At 66.9% G+C, this 19946-nt stretch carries 20 protein-coding genes; 7 read left to right on the forward strand and 13 right to left on the reverse strand.

Going from position 1 to position 19946, the window contains the following annotated elements:
- The 6 genes from recJ to Q8P46_06680 all read right to left on the reverse strand — a co-directional run.
- The coding region (gene recJ / locus Q8P46_06655; protein ID MDP2619843.1) for a single-stranded-DNA-specific exonuclease RecJ at window positions 1-1812 on the reverse strand (1812 nt) is incomplete at its 3' end.
- Window positions 1813-1831: 19 nt separating this feature from the next.
- Window positions 1832-2548 carry a ceramidase domain-containing protein gene (locus Q8P46_06660; GenBank protein ID MDP2619844.1) on the reverse strand — a complete coding sequence of 239 codons (717 nt, stop codon included), beginning with the start codon at window positions 2546-2548 and terminating at the stop codon, window positions 1832-1834.
- Between the two features lie 166 nt (window positions 2549-2714).
- Window positions 2715-3704: a class II fructose-bisphosphatase gene (glpX, locus tag Q8P46_06665; protein ID MDP2619845.1), complete on the reverse strand. Its 990-nt coding sequence runs from the start codon at window positions 3702-3704 to the stop codon at window positions 2715-2717.
- A 47-nt stretch (window positions 3705-3751) separates the two neighbouring features.
- Window positions 3752-5053, reverse strand: coding sequence for a homoserine dehydrogenase (locus Q8P46_06670; GenBank protein ID MDP2619846.1), 1302 nt, complete (start codon window positions 5051-5053; stop codon window positions 3752-3754).
- A 47-nt stretch (window positions 5054-5100) separates the two neighbouring features.
- Window positions 5101-6327, reverse strand: coding sequence for an LL-diaminopimelate aminotransferase (locus Q8P46_06675; protein ID MDP2619847.1), 1227 nt, complete (start codon window positions 6325-6327; stop codon window positions 5101-5103).
- A gap of 136 nt (window positions 6328-6463) precedes the next feature.
- Window positions 6464-6703, reverse strand: coding sequence for a hypothetical protein (locus Q8P46_06680; protein MDP2619848.1), 240 nt, complete (start codon window positions 6701-6703; stop codon window positions 6464-6466).
- 151 nt (window positions 6704-6854) lie between these two features.
- Between Q8P46_06680 and phaC the strand changes: the two genes are divergently transcribed.
- The 4 genes from phaC to Q8P46_06700 all read left to right on the forward strand — a co-directional run bounded on the left by phaC (window position 6855) and on the right by Q8P46_06700 (window position 10936).
- Window positions 6855-8660, forward strand: a complete 1806-nt coding sequence (gene phaC, locus Q8P46_06685; protein MDP2619849.1) for a class I poly(R)-hydroxyalkanoic acid synthase — start codon at window positions 6855-6857, stop codon at window positions 8658-8660.
- A 77-nt stretch (window positions 8661-8737) separates the two neighbouring features.
- Entirely contained in the window at window positions 8738-9676 is a 939-nt protein-coding gene (locus Q8P46_06690; protein ID MDP2619850.1) for an NAD(P)H-binding protein, read from the forward strand.
- A gap of 10 nt (window positions 9677-9686) precedes the next feature.
- The gene (locus tag Q8P46_06695) at window positions 9687-10475 is read left to right on the forward strand and encodes an aldo/keto reductase (GenBank protein MDP2619851.1); all 789 of its coding nucleotides are present in this window, start codon (window positions 9687-9689) and stop codon (window positions 10473-10475) included.
- 269 nt (window positions 10476-10744) lie between these two features.
- Window positions 10745-10936, forward strand: coding sequence for an aldo/keto reductase (locus Q8P46_06700; GenBank protein ID MDP2619852.1), 192 nt, complete (start codon window positions 10745-10747; stop codon window positions 10934-10936).
- Window positions 10937-11072: 136 nt separating this feature from the next.
- Here the strand turns inward: Q8P46_06700 and Q8P46_06705 are convergent, their stop codons facing one another.
- From Q8P46_06705 to Q8P46_06735, 7 genes are all read right to left on the reverse strand, one after another.
- Window positions 11073-11810, reverse strand: coding sequence for a sulfite exporter TauE/SafE family protein (locus Q8P46_06705; GenBank protein MDP2619853.1), 738 nt, complete (start codon window positions 11808-11810; stop codon window positions 11073-11075).
- 9 nt (window positions 11811-11819) lie between these two features.
- Window positions 11820-12560, reverse strand: coding sequence for a DUF1194 domain-containing protein (locus Q8P46_06710; protein ID MDP2619854.1), 741 nt, complete (start codon window positions 12558-12560; stop codon window positions 11820-11822).
- 14 nt (window positions 12561-12574) lie between these two features.
- Window positions 12575-13633, reverse strand: coding sequence for an N-acetyl-gamma-glutamyl-phosphate reductase (argC, locus tag Q8P46_06715; GenBank protein ID MDP2619855.1), 1059 nt, complete (start codon window positions 13631-13633; stop codon window positions 12575-12577).
- A 315-nt stretch (window positions 13634-13948) separates the two neighbouring features.
- Window positions 13949-14905: an agmatinase gene (gene speB / locus Q8P46_06720; protein MDP2619856.1), complete on the reverse strand. Its 957-nt coding sequence runs from the start codon at window positions 14903-14905 to the stop codon at window positions 13949-13951.
- A 235-nt stretch (window positions 14906-15140) separates the two neighbouring features.
- Window positions 15141-15626 carry a 30S ribosomal protein S9 gene (rpsI, locus tag Q8P46_06725; protein ID MDP2619857.1) on the reverse strand — a complete coding sequence of 162 codons (486 nt, stop codon included), beginning with the start codon at window positions 15624-15626 and terminating at the stop codon, window positions 15141-15143.
- Window positions 15626-16087 carry a 50S ribosomal protein L13 gene (rplM, locus tag Q8P46_06730; protein ID MDP2619858.1) on the reverse strand — a complete coding sequence of 154 codons (462 nt, stop codon included), beginning with the start codon at window positions 16085-16087 and terminating at the stop codon, window positions 15626-15628. Before rplM ends, rpsI begins: the two co-directional genes overlap by 1 nt.
- 241 nt (window positions 16088-16328) lie before the next feature.
- On the reverse strand, window positions 16329-16982 hold the full coding sequence (locus Q8P46_06735) for a porin family protein (protein ID MDP2619859.1): 654 nt from the start codon (window positions 16980-16982) through the stop codon (window positions 16329-16331).
- Between the two features lie 311 nt (window positions 16983-17293).
- Between Q8P46_06735 and Q8P46_06740 the strand changes: the two genes are divergently transcribed.
- From Q8P46_06740 to Q8P46_06750, 3 genes are read left to right on the forward strand one after another with little or no spacing between them, the layout of a single operon-like run.
- On the forward strand, window positions 17294-17941 hold the full coding sequence (locus Q8P46_06740; protein ID MDP2619860.1) for a hypothetical protein: 648 nt from the start codon (window positions 17294-17296) through the stop codon (window positions 17939-17941).
- 30 nt (window positions 17942-17971) lie between these two features.
- On the forward strand, window positions 17972-18592 hold the full coding sequence (locus tag Q8P46_06745; protein MDP2619861.1) for a hypothetical protein: 621 nt from the start codon (window positions 17972-17974) through the stop codon (window positions 18590-18592).
- A 32-nt stretch (window positions 18593-18624) separates the two neighbouring features.
- Window positions 18625-19449, forward strand: a complete 825-nt coding sequence (locus tag Q8P46_06750; GenBank protein ID MDP2619862.1) for an enoyl-CoA hydratase — start codon at window positions 18625-18627, stop codon at window positions 19447-19449.
- Window positions 19450-19946: the final 497 nt, after the last annotated feature.

A 19946-nucleotide genomic window follows, 5' to 3' on the forward strand; every position in this document is an offset into this window, starting at 1 on the left:
CCGCGTCCGCCCATTCCAATGCGACAGCCGCAAATGGCCGGCGACATGGGCCAGCGCCCGGCGTTCGGCGAGCAGAAAATCGCCAAGGGGTTGGCCTGCGGCGCGAAACGCGATGGCCTCGATCCGGCTGCCGTCGGCGGCTTGCAGCGTGCAGCGCACATGGCCGCGGCCGACGATCTTGGCATAGGCTATCCTGTGGCCCGGAAAGGCGAAGCACGGCTCCGGGTTGGCGCACCCGTAAGGCCCGGCGCGGTCGAGGGTCTTAAGAAAATCCGGCCCGGCGCCGGCCGCCGTCATCGCCCCGTCGATCCTCAGCCAGTCGATCTCGTGGGCGCCGAGCACCGGCGCCGACAATTTCTCGTGCAGGAACGCGCGCAGCGCCGGAAGATTTTCGCGCTCGAGCGTCAGCCCGGCGGCCATGGCGTGGCCGCCGCCCTTGACGATCAGGCCGGCTGAAAGCGCCTCGCGCACCACACCGCCGAGATCGACGCCGGGGATCGAGCGCGCCGAGCCGGTCCCGATGCCTGTCCCTGGGCCGCTCTCGTCGAAGGCGATGGCCAGCGCAGGGCGGCGGAAGCGGTCCTTGAGGCGCGTCGCCACCAGCCCGACCACGCCCGGATGCCAGCCTTCGCCTGTGACCAGCACGACGGGGTCCTGGGAGCGGTTGCCGAGGCCCGCTTCGGCTTCGGCCATGGCCTCGTGGACGATCCGCCGCTCGATCTCCTGGCGCTCCGAATTGAGCCGGTCGAGCGTTACGGCGATTTCGCGCGCTTCTTCCCGATCCTCTGTCGCCAAAAGCTGCGCGCCGAGATCGGCGCGGCCGATCCGCCCGCCGGCGTTGATGCGCGGGCCGAGGATGAAGCCGAGACTCTGGGTATCGGGCAGCCTCGCTCCGCCCGCCAGCTCGGCGAGCGCCGCAAGGCCCGGATTCGCGCCGCGGCGCAGCGCCAGGAGGCCCTTGACGACGAAGGCGCGGTTAAGCCCGGTGAGCGGCACCACGTCGCACACCGTGCCGAGCGCGACGAGGTCGAGCCAGGCAAGGAGGTCGGGCTCGGCGCGCCCTTGCTCGTACCAGCCCGCGGAGCGCAGCACCCGGTTGACCGCGACGACGGCGAGATACGTTACCCCGACCGCGGCCAGCCCCCCACAGCCGCTGAGATCGTCCTGGCGGTTGGGATTGACCAGCGCCAGGGCCGGCGGCGGCGCACCACCGACCTGGTGATGGTCGAAGACGATCACGTCGAGATCGTTGGCCGCGGCCCAATCGAGCGCCGCGTGGCTGGCGCTGCCGCAATCGACACAGACGAGGAGCTTGGCCCCGCGTTGCTGCAGCGTCCGCAGCGCTTCGACACTGGGGCCGTAACCCTCGAAGATGCGGTCGGGGATATAGACCTCGGCGTCGCTGCCGACCGCCCGCAGGAAGCGCGCCAGAAGCGCCGCCGAGGTTGCGCCGTCGACATCGTAATCGCCGAAGACCGCGATTTGCTCGCCGTTGCGGACCGCTTCGGCGATGCGCTCCGCCGCCGCCTCCATGTCGGTCAGCCCCGCCGGGTCGGGCATCGTCTCGCGCAGCGTCGGGTCGAGAAACGCCGCGCAGGTCTCAGGCGTCACCTCGCGGCCGGCGAGAATGCGCCCCAACAGTTCCGGCAGCTCGTTTTGGCGGGCAATGGCCGCGCCCAAGCGCGCGAGCTCCGGCGACAGGCGGTCGCGCCAGGCCCGCCCGGTCGCAGACTGGCGCACCCCGAGAAAGAACGCCGAGCTGTCTTCCGGGCCCGGATCGGAATAGTGTCTTTGCGGGCTCGTTGACCGCATCGCCGCCGCTCATCCCGCTCTAGCGCGAATCGCTGAATTCAGCCTCACCCGTGTTCAGTAGCAGAGCCCGCATGGTCAAGAACAGCACAACCGCGTTCAGCATGTGCCAGAGATAGTGCACGCCGGCCGGCAGCGTCGGGCAGATCTGCATATCGATGGAGCGGAACGTCAGTGAAATTACGAACACGCCGGCCGCCAGCAACAGCGTCGCGCGCGCCAGCCGGTCCTGGCGGTAATGATAGGCCCCCAGTCCAACGAGAAACAGCAATGCGGGACCGTAGCTAAGCGAGCCGTTCAGCCACTCCCGGGGCGCGAGCCCGAAAAGCCAGGTGAGGAGGAAGAAAAAGGCCAGTAGAAGCGCGGCACTCGGCGCATTCCATTGCATCACCCGCAGGGCGTAGATGCCGATAAAGGCAGCCTGGTAGATAAGGATCGGCAGCACGTCCGCCAGCTGCGCCCAGCGATCGGCCAGAAGATGAAACAGGCTGCTGCCGGTGCCGATGAGAACGATAACAACAATCAGCAGCCCGCTCTCGAATTTCCGCCCGCCGCGCCGCCGCGCCAGCCGGAACGCCGCCATCGCGGCGATGAAAAAGGCGAGGTTGGACAGCGCATTCAGCGGCTCGGCCCAGAGCCCCGGCTCCGTCCGCTCGCAATAGATGTCGATATATCCGGTCACACCCTGGAGCGCTCCAGCACGCTGTTGAAAAAGTGCGATGGAAGCCGATCCTTCCATCCCCTTTCCCCTGTGGGGAGAGGAACCGGGTGAGGGGGGACATGCGTGACTTGTTGAAACTCTTAGGCCCCCTCGCCCGCCCGCCGTCGCTTCGCTCTGGCGTGCGACCTCTCCCCACCGGGGAGAGGTACTTTCGCTCGCTCAAACCCCGTTTTTCGGCAGCCCGCTAGGCGGACTCGAACTTGAGGTAGTCGCGGTGCTCGGCGTGGATGCGCCGCACCGTCCCGGTCGAGGAGCGCATGACAATGCTGTCGGTCGTGATCTCGTCGGGGGTGAAGCGCACGCCCGACAGCATATTGCCGTCGGTGACGCCGGTGGCGGCGAACAGCACGTCGCCGCTCGCCATCTCCTCGATGGAATAGATGCGGGCGGGGTCCTCGATGCCCATGCGGCCTGCCCGCTCGCGCTTCTCCTTGGTGTCGAGGAGAAGCCGGCCCTGCATCTGGCCGCCGATGCAGCGCAGCGCGGCTGCCGCCAGCACGCCTTCCGGCGCCCCGCCAATGCCCATATAGATGTCGATGCCGGTCTCCGCCGGGTCGGTCGTATGGATGACGCCGGCAACGTCGCCGTCGCCGATGAGGCGGATCGCGGCGCCGGCCGCGCGCACCGCTTCGATCACCTTGGCGTGACGCGGCCGGTCGAGGATGCAGGCGGTGATCTCGGCCACCGGCACCCCCTTGGCCTTGGCCAGGTTCTTGATATTGTCGCCCGGATCGGCCTCGATATCGACGAGTCCCTGCGGATAGCCGGGACCGATGGCGATCTTGTCCATATAGACGTCGGGCGCGTGCAGAAGGCTGCCGCTCTCCGCCATGGCGATGACGGCAAGCGCGTTGGGCAGCGCCTTGGCGGTGATCGTGGTGCCTTCCAGCGGGTCGAGCGCGATGTCAACCTCCGGCCCCTCGCCGGTGCCGACCTTCTCGCCGATATAGAGCATCGGCGCCTCGTCGCGCTCGCCCTCGCCGATCACCACGGTGCCCCTGACCGGCAGCCGGTTGAGTTCGCGCCGCATGGCGTCGACCGCGGCCTGGTCGGCGGCTATCTCGTCGCCGCGCCCGCGCAGCCGCGCCGCGGCGACCGCGGCCCGTTCCGTGACACGCACCACCTCGAGGGTAAGAACACGTTGCAGAGCAGCTTTTCGCGTTGGTTTTTTCATGGCCTTCACTCCCCGTGGCCGCCGCCGGTTCAAGTCGTCGAACCCGGTTAGGCCTGCTCGATCCGGATCATCTGCGGATCGCCTTCGATATGCCCGTCGGTCTTGATGGCGGCAAGCGCCTTGCGGATCTGCGCCTCGGTCGTCTCATGAGTGATCAGAATGACCGGCCTTGGCTGCTGCGCAAGCCCGTCGCGCGCGCCCTTCTGCATGATGCTCTCAAGCGAAATGTCCTGCTCGGCCATGCGCTTGGCGATCGCCGCGAAGGCGCCCGGCCGGTCGAACACGGACAGGCGGATATAGTACCCGCCCTCATGCGCGCGCATCCGCGCCCGCTTATAGGGCTTCAGCATCCGCGCCGGCACCGCGAAGGGCGGCAGCACCACGCCGACGGCAATCTCGCAAATGTCGGCGACGACCGCCGAAGCCGTTGCCTTGCCGCCGGCGCCGGGACCGATCAGCAGGATCTCGCCGACATAGTCGCCGTCGATGGCGATTGCGTTGGTCACGCCGTGGACCTCGGCGATCGGCGATGTCTTCGCCACCATGGTCGGATGCACCCGCTGCTCGATGCCCGTGTCGGTCGCCATGGCGACGCCGAGGAGCTTGATCCGGTAGCCGAGCTCGTCGGCGGCGCGCAGATCCTCCGGCGTAATGCTTTCGATGCCCTCGACATAGATCGATTCGAAGTCGATCCGCGTGCCGAACGCAAGGCTGGTCAGGATGGCAAGTTTGTGTGCGCTGTCGTGACCGGAAATGTCGAAGGCGGGATCGGCCTCCGCATAGCCGATGCGCTGTGCGTCTTCGAGGATTTCCTGGAACGGGCGCCCCTCCCGCTCCATGCGGGTCAGGATATAGTTGCAGGTGCCGTTGAGAATGCCATAGACGCGGCTGATCCGGTTGCCCGCCAGGCTTTCGCGCAGCACCTTGATGATCGGAATGCCGCCGGCGACCGCGGCCTCGAAATTCAACGCCACGTGCTTGTCCTCGGCCGCCCGCGCCAGCGCCACGCCATGGCGGGCGAGCAGCGCCTTGTTGGCGGTGACCACGTGGCGGCCGGCTTTCAGCGCCGCCTCCACCGTCGCCAGCGCCACGCTGTCCTCGCCGCCAATCAGCTCGACGAACACATCTATGTCGGCCTCGCGCGCCATCGCTGCGGCATCGTCGAACCACGGCAGGTCGGAAAGGTCGACGCCGCGGTCGTTATCGCGCCGCCGCGCGGAGACGGCGGTAACCCGGATCTCCCGGCCGCACCGCTGGGCAAGGTCGCCCGCCCGCTCGCGCAAGAGACCCGCCACCGCCGCGCCGACGGTGCCGAGCCCGGCAATGCCCACCTTCAATGGCTCCGTCATGGGGAAACCCGACGCCGATCAAACTTGCGAGGCCGAAAGTCGCGGTGTCAGGACGACCGCGATGCCGTGATTGGGACCACGTTGTGCAATGTTTCATCGGCCGATGCAAGAAAACGCCGAATGTTGCGCGCGGCTTGGCGGATGCGTTGTTCGTTTTCCACAAGCGCGATGCGCACGAACCCCTCGCCATATTCGCCGAAGCCGATGCCCGGCGCCACCGCCACGTCCGCCTTCTCGATCAACAACTTGGAAAAGCCGAGCGAGCCGAGCGCCTTGAACCGCTCAGGCACCGGCGCCCAGGCGAACATGGTCGCCGCCGGCTCCGGGATCGGCCAGCCGGCCCGCGTGAATGTCGCGACCATGGCGTCGCGGCGCGTCTTGTAGACTTCGCGGATCTTGGCGATCTCCTCCTCCGGCCCGTTGAGCGCGGCGGCGGCGGCGACCTGGATCGGCGTGAACGCGCCATAGTCGAGATAGGACTTGACCCGCGCCAGCGCCGCGATCAGCCGCGCGTTTCCGACCGCGAAGCCCATGCGCCAGCCGGGCATGGAGAAGGTCTTCGACAGCGAGGTGAACTCGACCGCCACATCCATGGCGCCGGGAACCTCGAGCACCGAGGGCGGCGGGTGGCCGTCGAAATAGATCTCCGCATAGGCCAGGTCCGATAGCACGAACAGGTCCTTCTTGCGGGCGTAGCCGATCACTTCCTTGTAGAAGTCGAGGTCGGCGACGAAGGCGGTCGGGTTGGACGGAAAGTTGAGCATCACCGCGATCGGCTTGGGGATCGAGTGGCGCATCGCGTGGTCGAGCCGGCGCATGAACTCCTCGTCCGGCCGGGCCGGCAAATGGCGGATCACGCCGCCGGAAAGCAGGAAGCCGAACTGGTGGATCGGGTAAGTCGGGTCGGGCACCAGCACCACGTCGCCGGGCGCGGTCATGGCCTGGGCCATGTTGGCGATCCCTTCCTTGGAGCCGAGGGTGGCGATGACCTGGGTCTCGGGATCGAGCTTGACGCCGAAACGGCGGCCGTAATAGGCGGCCTGGGCGCGCCTCAGGCCCGGAATGCCGCGCGAGGCCGAATAGCGGTGGGTACGCGGCTTCCTGACCGTCTCGATGAGCTTCTCGACGATGTAGTCCGGCGTCGGCAGGTCGGGGTTGCCCATGCCGAAATCGATGATATCCGCGCCGCCGGCGCGGGCCTCCGCCTTGAGGCGGTTGACCTCCTCGAAGACGTAAGGCGGCAGGCGCTTGACGCGGTGAAACTCGTGCGGCACCGGAAGTCCCTCTCCTCAGAGCATTCCATCCAAGGCGTTCGCGCGCCGATGGCCCATAGTGCTTACTAGACGAAACAACGGATTATTTCAAAGCTTTGCCGGGGCCTGCGGCGCGGTCTCCAGGCGGTTTTCGTGCCTATTGCCTGGCCTCGATTTCGCGCTTGGCGGCGGCGACCTGCGCGACCGCGCCCTTGTTGAGGGCCGAGATCTCGGCTTGCGATTGCTGCGGCGTCATAAGCCCTTCCGGGCGCGCGACGGCTTGCTGGTTCAGATTGGGATAGGCCAGCGGACCTTCCGCCGTGAGGTCGTCCGCGGTCGAGCAGCCCGCCGCGGCGGCGAGCGCCAGAAACATCAGACCCATGAGGATCTTGGTCATCTTCGTCCCGCGTCCCGGCGGAAAAAGCCTCGATTAAGCATTCCGCAACGCCGGCTCATAACGCCGCATTGCTTTCGCCATAACTCTCCATTATGTCAAAACCATGTAGCCAACCCTAACTTAACACAATTCGACATTTGCCGGAGTTACCATGGCGCAGCAAGACCAAGAGGAGCGCACCGAGAACCTTGTTCCCGACGCGGAGGCGTTCGGGCGCAATATGATCCGCCTGATGGAAGTGGGCGGCAAGGTCATGTCGTCCTATGCCGCGCCGCGCATGAACGGCTCTCCCGACGCGGGACCCGCTGGCAGCCTGGCCAGCTTCGCCACCACCTTGGGGGCTCTCGCCCAAAACTGGCTGAAGGACCCGAAACGCGCGCTCGATGCCCAGGCGGAGCTATGGCACAGCTATATGGGGCTGTGGACCGGCGCCATGCAGCGGATGATGGGCCAGCAGACGGAACCGGCGATCAGGCCGCACCCCGGCGACAAGCGGTTCAGCCACCCCGAATGGTCGGAAAACCAGTTCTTCGACTTCGTCAAGCAGGCCTATCTTTTGACCGCGCGCTGGGCCGAGAACATGGTCGAGCGCACCAACGACATCGACGAGCACACGCGGCGAAAGGCCGAATTCTACGTCAAGCAGATCAGCGCCGCGCTGGCGCCGACGAATTTCGTGCTGACCAATCCGGAGCTCCTGCGCGAGACGCTGGCCTCCAACGGCGCCAATCTGGTGCGCGGCATGGAATTGCTGGCCGAGGACCTCGAAAGCGGCAAGGGCGACCTGAAGATCCGCCAGACCGATCTTTCCGCCTTCACGGTCGGCGAAAACCTTGCCGTGACGCCGGGCAAGGTCGTCTATCAGAACGAGCTCATTCAGCTCATCCAATATGCTCCGGCCACCAAGCAGGTGCTGAAGCGGCCGCTCGTGATCGTGCCGCCGTGGATCAACAAATATTACATTCTCGATCTGTCGCCGAAGAAGAGCTTCATCAAATGGTGCGTCGATGAGGGCCACACGGTGTTCGTCATCTCCTGGGTCAACCCCGACAAGCGCCTCGCCCACAAGACTTTCGAAGACTATATGCGCGAGGGAATTTTCGCCGCCCTCGACGCGGCCGAGAAGGCGACCGGCGAGAAGAAGGTCAACGCCGTCGGCTATTGCGTCGGCGGCACGCTGTTGGCGGTCGCGTTGGCCTACATGGCCTCGAAGCGCGACAACCGCGTCGCCAGCGCCACCTTCCTCGCCACCCAGGTCGAGTTCACTTACGCCGGCGACCTGAAAGTGTTCGTCGACGAGGAGCAGCTTGCCGCGCTCGAGAAGGACATGAAGGAAAAGGGTTATCTCGAAGGCCGCCGCATGGCCGCCGTGTTCGACCTTCTGCGGGCCAACGACCTGATCTGGCCTTACGTCGTCAACACGTATCTGAAGGGCGAGGTCCCCTTCCCCTTCGACATTCTCTATTGGAATTCGGATTCGACCCACGTGCCGGCGGCCAATCACAGCTACTATCTGCGCCAGTGCTATCTGAAAAACGCCATCGCCAAGGGCGAGATGGTGATCGGCGGACGCAAGATCGACCTCTCCAAGGTGCGCATGCCGATCTACAATCTGGCCACCCGCGAGGATCATATCGCGCCGGCCAAGTCGGTGTTCCTGGGCAGCCAGTTCTTCGGCGGCCCGGTGCGTTACGTGATGTCCGGCTCGGGCCATATCGCCGGCGTCGTCAACCCGCCGTCGCAGGACAAATATTGCTACTGGACGGGCGGAGCGGCCAAGGGCGGCTTCGACGACTGGCTGAAGGCGGCCGACGAGCACCCTGGTTCCTGGTGGCCGGACTGGCAGCAGTGGATCACGGCGCTGCACGACAAGAAGGTGCCGGCGCGCAAGATCGGCGGCGGCAAGCTCAAGCCGATCGAGGACGCGCCGGGCTCCTACGTCAAGATCAAGGACTGACGCGCGGCGCCGCGCGCGCCGGCGCAAAATCCGCAGCCCGCATTGCCGCGTGTCTTCTTGGCTGCTAACACGCGCGCATGACCCAAACCCTGAAATTCGAAAAGGTCGCCGTGCTCGGCGCGACCGGCCCGACGGGGCGGGCGCTGGCCGCGGAACTAACCGGTCGCGGCATCGCGACCCGCGTCATGTCGCGCAGCGCCAAGGGGCTCGAAGCCGCCTTCCCGGGCGCCGGGATCGAACGGCGCACCGGCGATGCGCTTGACCCCGCCGCCTTGGCCGCAGCGATCGACGGCTGCGACCTCGTCGTCGATTGCATCGGCTTTCCCGCCGACCGGATGGCCGATCACCCGCGGACGGCGCGCAACCTCGCCGCGGCGATCGGAAGGACCGGCGCCAAATGCCTGCAGGTCTCGAGCTACTGGTGCTACATGCCGATCGTCGAGACGCCGCTTTCGGAAGCGCATGCCCGCTCCGGCGGCCCGCTGTGGGCGCGGCTGCGCCGCGAGACCGAGGACATTCTGCGCGCCGCCGGCGCGGCGGTCATCCACCTGCCCGACTTCTTCGGCCCGCATGTCGAGGTGAGCCTCCTGCAAACGGCCATTAAGGACGCGGTCGCCGGCAAGCCGATGAACTGGGTCGGGGCGGCCGACGTCAAGCGCGACCATATTTACGTGCCGGACGCCATGCGCATCGCCGCCGACCTTATCGTTCACGAGGAAGCCTATGGCGAGGACTGGATCATTCCGGGGTCGGGGCCCATCTCCGCCAAAGAGATCGCGGCAATCCTCAAGGGCCTGCTGAAGCGCGACGTCAGGGTGCGCGCCGCCGGGCCTTTCATGCTGCGGCTCGTCAGTCCGTTCAAAAAGGAGCTGCGCGATTTCATGCCGATGGTGCCCGAATATGTGAAGCCGATCAGCTTCGACGGCGCCAAGATCGAGCGCCTGCTCGGCCCATTGAGGCATACCGCCTACGAGGCGGCGCTTGCGGCGACCGTGGCGAGCCTCCGGGCGGATTGAGGCGGCGCCCATGAGATACCGGCCGTTCGGCAATACGGGCTTGCGCGTCTCGGCCATCGGGCTTGGCTGCATGAGCATGTCGGGCGCCTATGGCCCTGCCGACGACAAGGAGTCCATCGCCACCATCCGCCGCGCCGTCGAACTCGGCGTCAACTTCCTCGACACGTCGGTCAGTTACGGCTGCGGCCACAACCAGGCGCTGATCGGCAAGGCGCTCAAGGGTTGCCGCGACAATGTCATCGTCCACTGCAAGTTCGGCACCCGGCGCGCCGGCGCCCGTCTGGTGAGCTCCAGCGCCGCCCCGGAGACGGTCCGCCGGGATTGCGAGCAGAGCCTGAAACGTTTCGGTTTCGAAATGATCGACATTTGGTGCCCTTCGCGGCCCGATCCGAATGTGCCCATCGAGGACACCGTCGGAGAAATGGTCCGGCTCAAGGAGGACGGCAAAATCCGCTTCCTGGGCCTCTCCGAGGCCGGCCCCACCTTCGTCCGCCGCGCCGCCGCCGTTCATCCGCTTGCTTCGTTGCAGATGGAATATTCGCTGTTCTCGCGCGATGCCGAGGCGCGCCACGTGGCCCTGTGCGAGGAGCTCGGCATGGGGCTAATGGGCTATGCGCCGATCTCCCGCGGCCTGTTGACCGAGACGATCGGCTCCGGCGGCTGGCAGGAGGGCGATGACCGGCCCGAGCGCGAGCGCTTCAAGGGCGAAAATCTGAAACGGAACCTCGCCCTGCGCCAGACCGCGCGCGACATCGCCGCGGAAAAGGGCGCGAGCCTGCCGCAGATCGCCATTGCCTAGCCCGGAATTCTCACACCGTCATGGGCGTCACGGAGGCGAATTTGCCGACAGGTCAGGAAAAGCATGCCGAGCGTAGTGGGGCTACGGTCAAATGCTTTGACACAGCCTGTCGGCAAATGCGCCCCGCCCTCCGGGTCGCCCCGGGCGGGCCTTCCGGTTCGTCGAAGTCCTCAACCGTAGGAAAGGCTACGCTTTTCGGACTTCTCCTGCCGGACCGGCGCCGCCCGAGGGCGATGACGCCTCGTGAGGGTGTGAGAAATCCGGGCTAGGTGCTGGCCAAGGACGGGCCGATCGTCCCCTTCCCCGGCAGCAAGACGCGCCGACATCTTGAGGAGAATATCGGCGCGATCGAGATCGAGCTTTCGCCCGAGGACGTGGCGCGGCTCGATGCCGCCTACCCGCCCGGCATCGCCGCCGGCGGCCGCTACCCGGCGGCCGCCCTGGCCCGCTGGCCCCAATAAGGGTCCATGTAAAACCCCTCTCCCCCTTGCGGGAGAGAAAGCAAAATCAAGAGGTTGGCCGAACGGAGCGGGGGCTAACCCTTGAATTTTGCAAGGGGGAAGGGCAACCCGTGCGGTGACCGAACACCATCACGGTCTAATTCCCGAACAGCAGCTTGACGGCGATGATGGCGAGCATCGCCAGCACGATCTTGTCGAACACCTGGCGGCTGATGCGCCGGCCGACGAAGCCGCCGACGGGCAACATGGCGACGGCCGGGATGATCGCCAGAAGCCCCTCCAGGAACACCTGCCGGTTCAAGAACCCGGCATAGCTCAGCGCCGGGATCTGGGTCGTCGAGAAGATCAAGAACAGCGACGACAAGGAGAAGATATAGGCCTCGCGCGTCAGGCGCAGCGAATGCAGGAAGGTGACGCTCGCCGGCGCCGAGATGCCGGTCGAGCCCTGCAGCGCGCCGGAGACGAAGCCGGCGAAAGGCGCCATCCGGCGGCCGACCGGCCCGGACAGGCTGAAGCTCGGGTGCAGGAGTTGCAGCACGATATAGCAGACGACCATGGCGCCGAGTCCCCTGGCAAGCTGCCGCTCCGGCAGTTCGGCCAGGAGCCAGGTCCCGATGAGGATGCCCGGCACGGCGGCCGCCAGCATCCACGGCAGGAACCGGGCCTCGCCGCGCGCCTCGCGATACTCGACCGCCTGCCAGGCATTGGTCAGCAGCACCGGCACGACCAGCACGGCGATCGATTTCGGGACCCCGAAGAAGATGGCGAGAACCGGCACGGCGATGACCGGCAGGCCGGCGCCGGTGACGCCCTTGACGAAGGCGCCGGCGCCGATGGCAAGCGCCATCACTCCCAGCGTCTGCGGATCGATCATCGGCCGGGCCTACTCGGCATCCGCGAAGGCGCGGGGAAGTCGCCGGCCGGCGATCTCCAGGATCAGCTTCCGCCGCACGGCCTCGGCGAAGGTCGTCCTCGAGTCCGCCGTGACCACGAAGCTGCCGGGACCGCCGATGATGCGGGCGGCAAACGCCCGTTCGAGGTCGTAATTGGCCGCCCGCCCCCCGCAATCGACCTCGCGGCACAGGATCGCGAGCCCGTTGATGGTGATCCCCTTGGAAATGATCCTCTGGCGGACAAGCTCGATCGGCGGCCCGTTCCAGTTGTTGGCGCTGTCGCCGGAAAGGTCGATCACGCGCCTGTCGCCCGCGATCTCATTCGTTTCGATCAGGGCCTCGGCTTTTGTCAGGGCGCTGCCGATGGCGTTGCGGCCGAAGGCAAGGCGCGGGACGCTGAGGAGCTTCTGCGCGAACGCCGCAGCGTCCTCCGCTCCGCCGACGATGGTCCACGGGACGACGACCTCCTGCGAGCCGGCGTCGCCCCATTCCACATAGGTGACGGCGATGCGCTGGTGCAGGTTGCTGGCGATGGCGGAGAGAACCTGCGGGTGGGTGATCGCCGCCGCGTATCCCTGGCGCTGAAAGCGGATCTCGCCGTCGTCGATCGATCCGCTCGCATCGGCGAGCAGGACGAGCTCGAGATCGACGGCCTGTTGCGCGTCGGCCGCGCCGGCGGCCCCGGCAACCACCGCCGCCGCGAAGCAAGCCCGCGCGAACAAGCTGCGCATTTTCATGCCGCCCCTCACGGAAACACCGCGCGCGCCTCAAGCGCCGTCGTCTCGGGAAGCCCGAGCATCAGGTTCATGTTCTGCACCGCCTGGCCGGAGGCGCCCTTGGTCAGATTGTCGAGCACCGAGCAGATGATCGCCCGGCCCTCGATGCGGTCCTGAACCACGCCGATCTGCACGTGGTTCGTCGCGCGCACATGGCGCGTCTGCGGCACTTGGCCTAAGGGGAGCACATGCACGAACGGCTCGCGCGAATAGGCCTTGTCGAGGAGGCCATGCAGGTCCTCGGCGCTGCGCTTGCGCCGCGTCTCGACATAGATCGTCGCCAGGATGCCGCGGTTCATCGGCGCCAGGTGCGGCGTGAAGGTGACGATCACCGGCTTTCCGGCGGCGCGCGAGAACTCCTGGTCGAGCTCGGCCATGTGCCGGTGGTGGCCGACCCCATAGGCGTGCATGCCCTCGGAGACCTCGGTGAACAGATTGGCCTCCTTGACCGCGCGCCCGGCGCCGGAGACGCCCGACTTGGCGTCGATGACGATCCGGGCAGGCTCGATGGCCCGCGCCTTCAGGAGCGGGATCAGCGGCAATTGCGCCGTCGTCGTATAGCAGCCGGGATTGGCGACGAGCCGCGCCTGCTTGATCTGCCGCCGGTAGATTTCGGTGAGCCCGTAGACCGCCTCTTTCTGCAGCTCCGGGGCTTGGTGCTCGTGGCCGTACCAGTGCGCATAGGCGTGCACGTCGGCGAGCCTGAAATCCGCCGACAGGTCGACGATCCTGGTCTGCGGCGCGGCGGCGACGAGCGCCTTGATGACGGTCTGGGTGGTGCCGGGCGGCAGCGCGCAGAAGACGAGGTCGAGCGCCTCGCCGGCCCAATCGACGCCGTCGAGCGCCACCAGCCGCGGCAGGTCGGCGCCGGCAAATTGCGGATAGATGTCCGCCATCTCCTGCCCGGCCTTGCGGTCGGCGGTCAACCGCGCGATCTCGACCCGCGGATGGGCAAGCAGCAGGCGCACCAGCTCGGCGCCCGTATAGCCCGAGGCTCCGAGGATCGCGATCCGCTTCTTCGCCGCCATGAAACCGCTCCTAACAGGCTGGTGAAAGGGTGCGATGGAAGCCGCTATATACGTCCCCCCGTCATCCCGGACAAGCGACGGCCGGGGCGGCGTGCAGGCCAAGGCGATGAGCCGGAGCGCGATCCGGGATCCAGATTGAGCGGCGGTGCTTTGGGCACCCGCTTTTCTGGATACCGGCTTTCGCCGGAATGACGGCGCGGGGGCTAGAGCGGTTCATGGTTATAGGGAATCGATTCGATGGGCCAAATCGGCCCACCGGAAAGAGGTGCTTGGGGCAGCCCCAATCGGCGTCTTTCAGCAACTCGCTGGAAGGGCTTATCCGCGCCGCTCGGCGAGGAGGCCGAGATAGTACTGCACGATGGTCGCGGCCAGAAGCGCGGTGATGTCGGCGTGGTCGTAGGCCGGCGCCACCTCGACCACGTCCATGCCGACGAAATCGACCTCGCCCAGCGCCCTCAGAATGGCGAGCGCCTGGGCCGACGATAGGCCGCCCGCGACCGGCGTGCCGGTGCCCGGCGCGAAGGCAGGATCCAGGCAGTCGATGTCGAAGGTGAGATACACCTTCCTGCCGGCGACGCGGTCGGCGATGCGGGCGGCGACTTCCTTCGCGTTCATGGCGTGCACGTCGAAGCCGTAGAGGATGTCGAGCCCGCAGCTCTCCGGCGCGTGGCTGCGCACGCCGATCTGGATCGAATGCTTCGGGTCGATGATGCCGTCGCGCACCGCCCGGGCGACGAAGGTGCCGTGGTCGATCCGCTCGCCGTCGTCGGGCCAGGTGTCCTGATGGGCATCGAACTGGACCAGCGCCAGCGGCCCGTGCAGGCCCGCGTGCGCCTTCAGGAGCGGTCCGGTGACGAAATGGTCGCCGCCGAGCGAGACGAGCCCAACGCCCTTTTCCAGAATCTCCCGCGCCTGCGCCTCGATGCAGGCCGGGATTTCCCCTTGCCGCCCATAGTCGAACGAACAGTCGCCGTAATCGACGACCGCCAGCTTTTCGAACGGGTCGGCGTGGAAGGGATACTGCGGGTCGCCTTCGAGGATCGCCGAGGCGCGCCTGATCGCCTGCGGCCCGAAGCGCGCGCCCGGCCGGTTCGAAGTCGCGGCATCGAACGGAATGCCCCAGACCGCGACGTCGACGCCTTCGAGCGCGCGCGTGTAGCGCCGGCGCATGAAGGACAGCGCGCCTGAAAAGGTCGGCTCCTTCGAGCCGCCCTTCAGGCTCCTGCCCAGAAAGGCGTTGTCCGTGGGTTTCGGATGGGTCTTGTCGCTCACGGCGCAGTCCTCATGGCGGCGAGTGGTATCAGAACGGCTCAAGAAGAAAAAGCGGCCAGACGCCGCAAGGCCGGCCAAGCTGAGCCCGACCGGCCTATCGCAAACGAATGCCGATGCGGCCTAGATCACGATGATTTTGGATCGAATCGATCAAAAATCATAAAACGTGATCGACTCTAATAAGATAGAGCCGGATGCGGGCGGAAAACCGGTTCCCATCTTTCCTCACTCCGCCCTACCGCTTGGAGAACTGGAAGCTGCGGCGGGCCTTGCGGCGGCCGTACTTCTTGCGCTCGACGACGCGTGGGTCGCGGGTCAGGAACCCGCCCTTCTTGAGCACGGCGCGCAGCTCCGGCTCGTAGCGGGTCAGGGCCTTGGAAAGGCCGTGGCGCACGGCGCCGGCCTGGCCCGAAAGGCCGCCGCCCGAGACCGTGCAGACGATGTCGTACTGGCCCTTGCGGCCGGCCGCGACCAGCGGCTGCTCGAGCACCATGCGCAGCACCGGCCGGGCGAAATATTCGCCGTGGTCCTTGCCGTTGACCATGATCTTTCCCGGCCCCGGCTTCAGCCACACCCGCGCGATCGCGTCCTTGCGCTTGCCGGTCGCATAGGCGCGGCCATGGGCGTCGAGCTCCTGCTCGTAGACCGGCGCGGTCGGCGCCTCGGTCGTTCCCATCGCCTCGCCGAGCTGCTCGAGCGACTGGATCTCCTGCTCCGCCATCACTGCCTCCGGTTCTTGCCGTTAAGGGCCGCTATGTCGAGGGTTTCGGGCTGCTGGGCCGCGTGCGGGTGCTCGGCCCCCGCATAGACGCGCAGATTCTTGAGCTGCCTGCGCGCCAGCGGCCCTTCCGGCAGCATCCGCTCGACCGCCTTCATCAGCACCCGCTCCGGGTGCCGGCCGTCGAGGATCTGCTGCGCCCGGCGCTCCTTGATGCCGCCGGGATAGCCGGTGTGCCAGTAATAGACCTTGTCCTGGCGCTTGTTGCCGGTCAGCGCCACCTTCTCGGCGTTGACGACGACGACATTATCGCCGCAGTCGACGTGCGGCGTGTAGCTTGCAAGGTGCTTGCCGCGCAGCCGCGTGGCGATGAGCGCCGCGAGCCGGCCGACGACCAGATCCTCGGCGTCGATCAGCACCCATTTCTTCTCGACCTCCGCCGGCTTTGCCGAAAAGGTTTTCATCGTCAACTCCCGACCTGTCGGATAGGCTTCGCGGCCATCAGGCCCGCGCCTCGATAAACGCTGCCAATAGCCGAGCCGCGCCCGCGGGTCAAGTCCCATTTCGTCACGCGGTCCATGAAAATATCAGAATTTTCAATCTGTTGCAGGGAGGTAATATATTACCCCAATCGCGCCACGCAAAACCCGCCGGGTGCGCCGCGCTACGCTTCGCGCCGCTTTGCGGCCGGTCGGGCGCCCGCCCCTAGAAATGGGCGTTGATGCCGAACCTCACCGTATGCGCCGACAGATCGGGCTCGTCCGGCCCGACATAGGCCTTATCGCCGAAATCGAGATACTGGTATTCGAGTTTGGCCGAGACCCTGTCGGTCACGGCGCGCTCGATGCCGGCGCCGGCGACATAGCCGGTGTGCCGGGCGCTGGTGGCAACGCCACCCGCGGTCCGGCTTGCCTCGGCGAAGGCGATGCCACCGGTCACGTAGGGCAAGGTGCGGCCGATCGCCAATCCGGCCCGCCCGCGGACGGTGCCGAACCAGTCGATCTCGTGCGATACGGCCGGCGCGCCGATGGCGCCGTCGATGCCGCTCCAGGAAATGTCGCCCTCGATGCCGAGGACGAGGTTGGAACGGGCCCAGTTAAAGCCGATCTGGCCGCCGGCAAAGCCGCCATCGAGTTCGATGTCGGGGACAAAGGTGGTGTTTGCTTCGCCCCAGCCATAGCCGCCATGCACCCCGGCGTAGAGGCCCGCCCACGAGAATGGCGGCGGCGGCGCGGCCTCCGCCGGGATTTGCGGCTCCGGTGCCGGCGGCGGCTGGTAGATGTCGGCCGCCGTGGCAAGGCCGGTTCCGGCGAGCGACAGTGCCGCCGCAAGGCCAAGGATTCGCGTATCTGTGCGCATTTGCATGTCTCCAGAACTGTCGAAGCTGAACAAGCTGTTGGGCGCAAAACGCTTTAATCCGCAATCGGTTTCGTGGAGGTGTCGAGAATTTACCTTTGTTGCAACCTTGTTACAGATCGTCAGGGGCCCGGCTCTCGACAGGACGCCGGCCGGAAGCCTATAAAAGTGGCACCGCGGTCGCGAATTCGCGGAGACTCGCCGCCCGCCGGCGGTGTGGCCCCGCGTCGCGCGGACCGCGCGCGGCGGACATCGTCGTTCCGCCCCGTCATGCGTGTTCCTGGAGCGTCACCGGGCCTGAGGAAATCGAGTCGATGAGTCTTAAAAGCTTTTGCGGCGCGGATGCGCGCGCTGCTTGGACGGCATGCGTCGGGCTTGCCCTATGCGCCTTTACAGCGTTCGGCCCGTCCCCCGCCTACGCGGAAGACGGCGCGGCACCGGCGCTCGCCGCTACCGACGGCACGGATTCCGGCGACGGACTGCTGCTCGGCGAGGACCAAGTCGCGCGTTTCGTGGCCTCGCTGGCGGCGATGCACCGGCTCGGCCCGGGCGTTGCGCGCGACCTGCGGATGGGCGAGATCAATCCCGACGACCCGCTGGTGCCCTATGCGAGGCTCGTCGAGCGGTCGCAGGCGCCGGAGCCCGCCGTCGCCTCGGTGCTTGCCGAGAACGGGTTCGACACGCTCGATGAATGGCTCAGCGTCGGCGGTTCGGTCATGCTGGCCTATTGGGCGCGCGAGGACGAGACGATGCGGTTGGGCCTTGCCGTTCAGCTCGCCCCCATCGTCTTCGCGGTGCGGGGCACCAGCAGCCCTTCCGCCCAGGAGCTTTCGGACCTGATCGACGAGATCAAGGCCGACATGACGGCGCGGTCGGCGCGGCACGCCCCACCGCCTGCCAATCTCCGTCTGGTCGGCAAATACCACGGAAAGATTGGCGAGGCGCTGCGGGCCGGTCCGTGATCGACGCGTAACGTTCGGAGGATGTTTGCGATGAGCCGTTCCTTCCGCCTTGCGGCCGGCGCGTTCCTGGCCGTTTGTTTGGGGCTTCTTTCCGCGGCTCTTCCCTGGGGCGGCGCCCGCGCTCAGGCGCCGATGCCCGGTATGCCCGGCATGCCGGCAATGCCCGGCGTGTATTCGCCGGGACCGAACCAGGTGCTGCTGACCGCCCAGGACATCGAGAATTTCATCGCCTGCTATCCGCAGTTGACGGCGCTCGGCGACCGGTATGGCAGCCCGGTCGATCCGGGCGGCCTGGCCAGCAACCCGGCCACGGCCTTCGCCGCGTTGCAGGCCTCGCAGGCGGCGCTCGCGCAAATGAACGCGCTCCTCAGCGCCCATGGCTTCACCGATATGGGCCACTGGCTCAGCATCGCCTATTCGATCACCCTGGCCCATGGCTGGGACGAGGGCGGCGACGACCCGCTCAAGGGGATCGACGATGCCATCGCCGAAATAAACGCCGATGCGACCATCGGCCCGCAGCAGCGCAGCTTTGCGATCGCCGCGCTCGAAAGCCAGCGGGCGGCGCTGGCACGGTTTCAGCCTCCTCCGGAAAATGTCGCCCTGGTCAACCAATATGAGAACGAGCTCGACGGAGTGCTTGGCCAATAGGCCGGTTCCGGAGTCCGCGGGAGAGAAGATCGGTGCGCAAGACCGCGACGGCCGCCCCGGCGAAAGAGGCGCCATTCCTCCTGCGCGAGGATGAGGGCGGCATCGCCACGCTGACCCTCGACCGGCCGGCGAGCTACAACGCCCTGTCGGCCGGCATGATGGCGGCGCTTGAGGCCGCCTTCGACGAGATCGGCCGCGACCGCGCCGTCTCCACCGTGGTCCTGCGCGCCGAGGGCAAGGGGTTTTGCGGCGGCCACGATCTGAAGGAGCTGCAGGCGCGGCGCGCCGACGCCGACCGGGGCGTCGGCTTCTACGAGGCGCTGTTTGCCCAATGCGCCCGCCTGATGCAGGCCATCATCGCCCTACCCCAACCGGTCATCGCCGCGGTCCAGGGCGTCGCCACGGCGTCCGGCTGCCAGCTTGTTGCCTCGTGCGACCTCGCGGTCGCCGCGGCCAGCGCCCGCTTCGGGGTCAACGGCGTCGATGTCGGCTTTTTCTGCTCGACGCCGATGGTCGCGCTGAGCCGCAACATCGGCGCCAAGAAGACCTTCGAGCTCCTCGCCACCGGCCGGCTGATGTCGGCCGCGGAGGCCGCGGCTTCGGGCCTCGTCAACCGCGTCGTCGCCGATCCGCAATTGCCGGCCGCCGCAGGCGAGCTTGCCGCGACCATCGCCGCCAAGTCGGCCGCCGTCGTCGCGCTCGGCAAAGAGGCCTTTTACCGCCAGCTCGAGCTCGACCGCGACACCGCCTACGATTTCACCGCCAAGACGATGGTCCGCAACCTCTTGCTGCGCGACGCGGAGGAGGGCTTCGCCGCGTTCATCGAAAAGCGCCCGCCGAAATGGGAGAACCGCTAGAGCGGTCTGCCGAAGGATGGACCGGAATTATCTCTCCCCACCGGGGAGCGGGTTACCGCGATTCTCTCCCCCGATCCCGAGTCCGCTGTCCCGTTAATCCGCGGTTAACCGCGAGTTCGGAATCCGGAACCGTTTTTTCGCGGTTTTCCGCCATTCGGCCCGAAAACTTATCCCCGCTCCGAAACCCGCTCTTAGACTCGGTCGCATCCCTTCCGCAATGGGTACGTGCTGCAGACCGACTGCCTCATGTAGGAAGGGCGCGGTGCCCGCGTCGGAGACCAACGGTATCTCCGGGCCCGGGCGTCTCCGTTCGACCCTGGGGTACTACGACCCCAGCGCCTGAGAGCTGTAAGGAAGACGCGAACGGATGAACGGAAAAACACCGCTGGCGGGGCGTTGACGCGCCGCTAAAAAAATTAGATCGCGGTGCCGAATCGCCCCGCCTCCCCTCATACCCTCGCGCCCCCAAGGGCGGCGGGAGGAACGGCGCGTGCCCG

It is taken from the genome of Hyphomicrobiales bacterium, from assembly GCA_030688605.1.
GTDB lineage: Bacteria > Pseudomonadota > Alphaproteobacteria > Rhizobiales > NORP267 > JAUYJB01.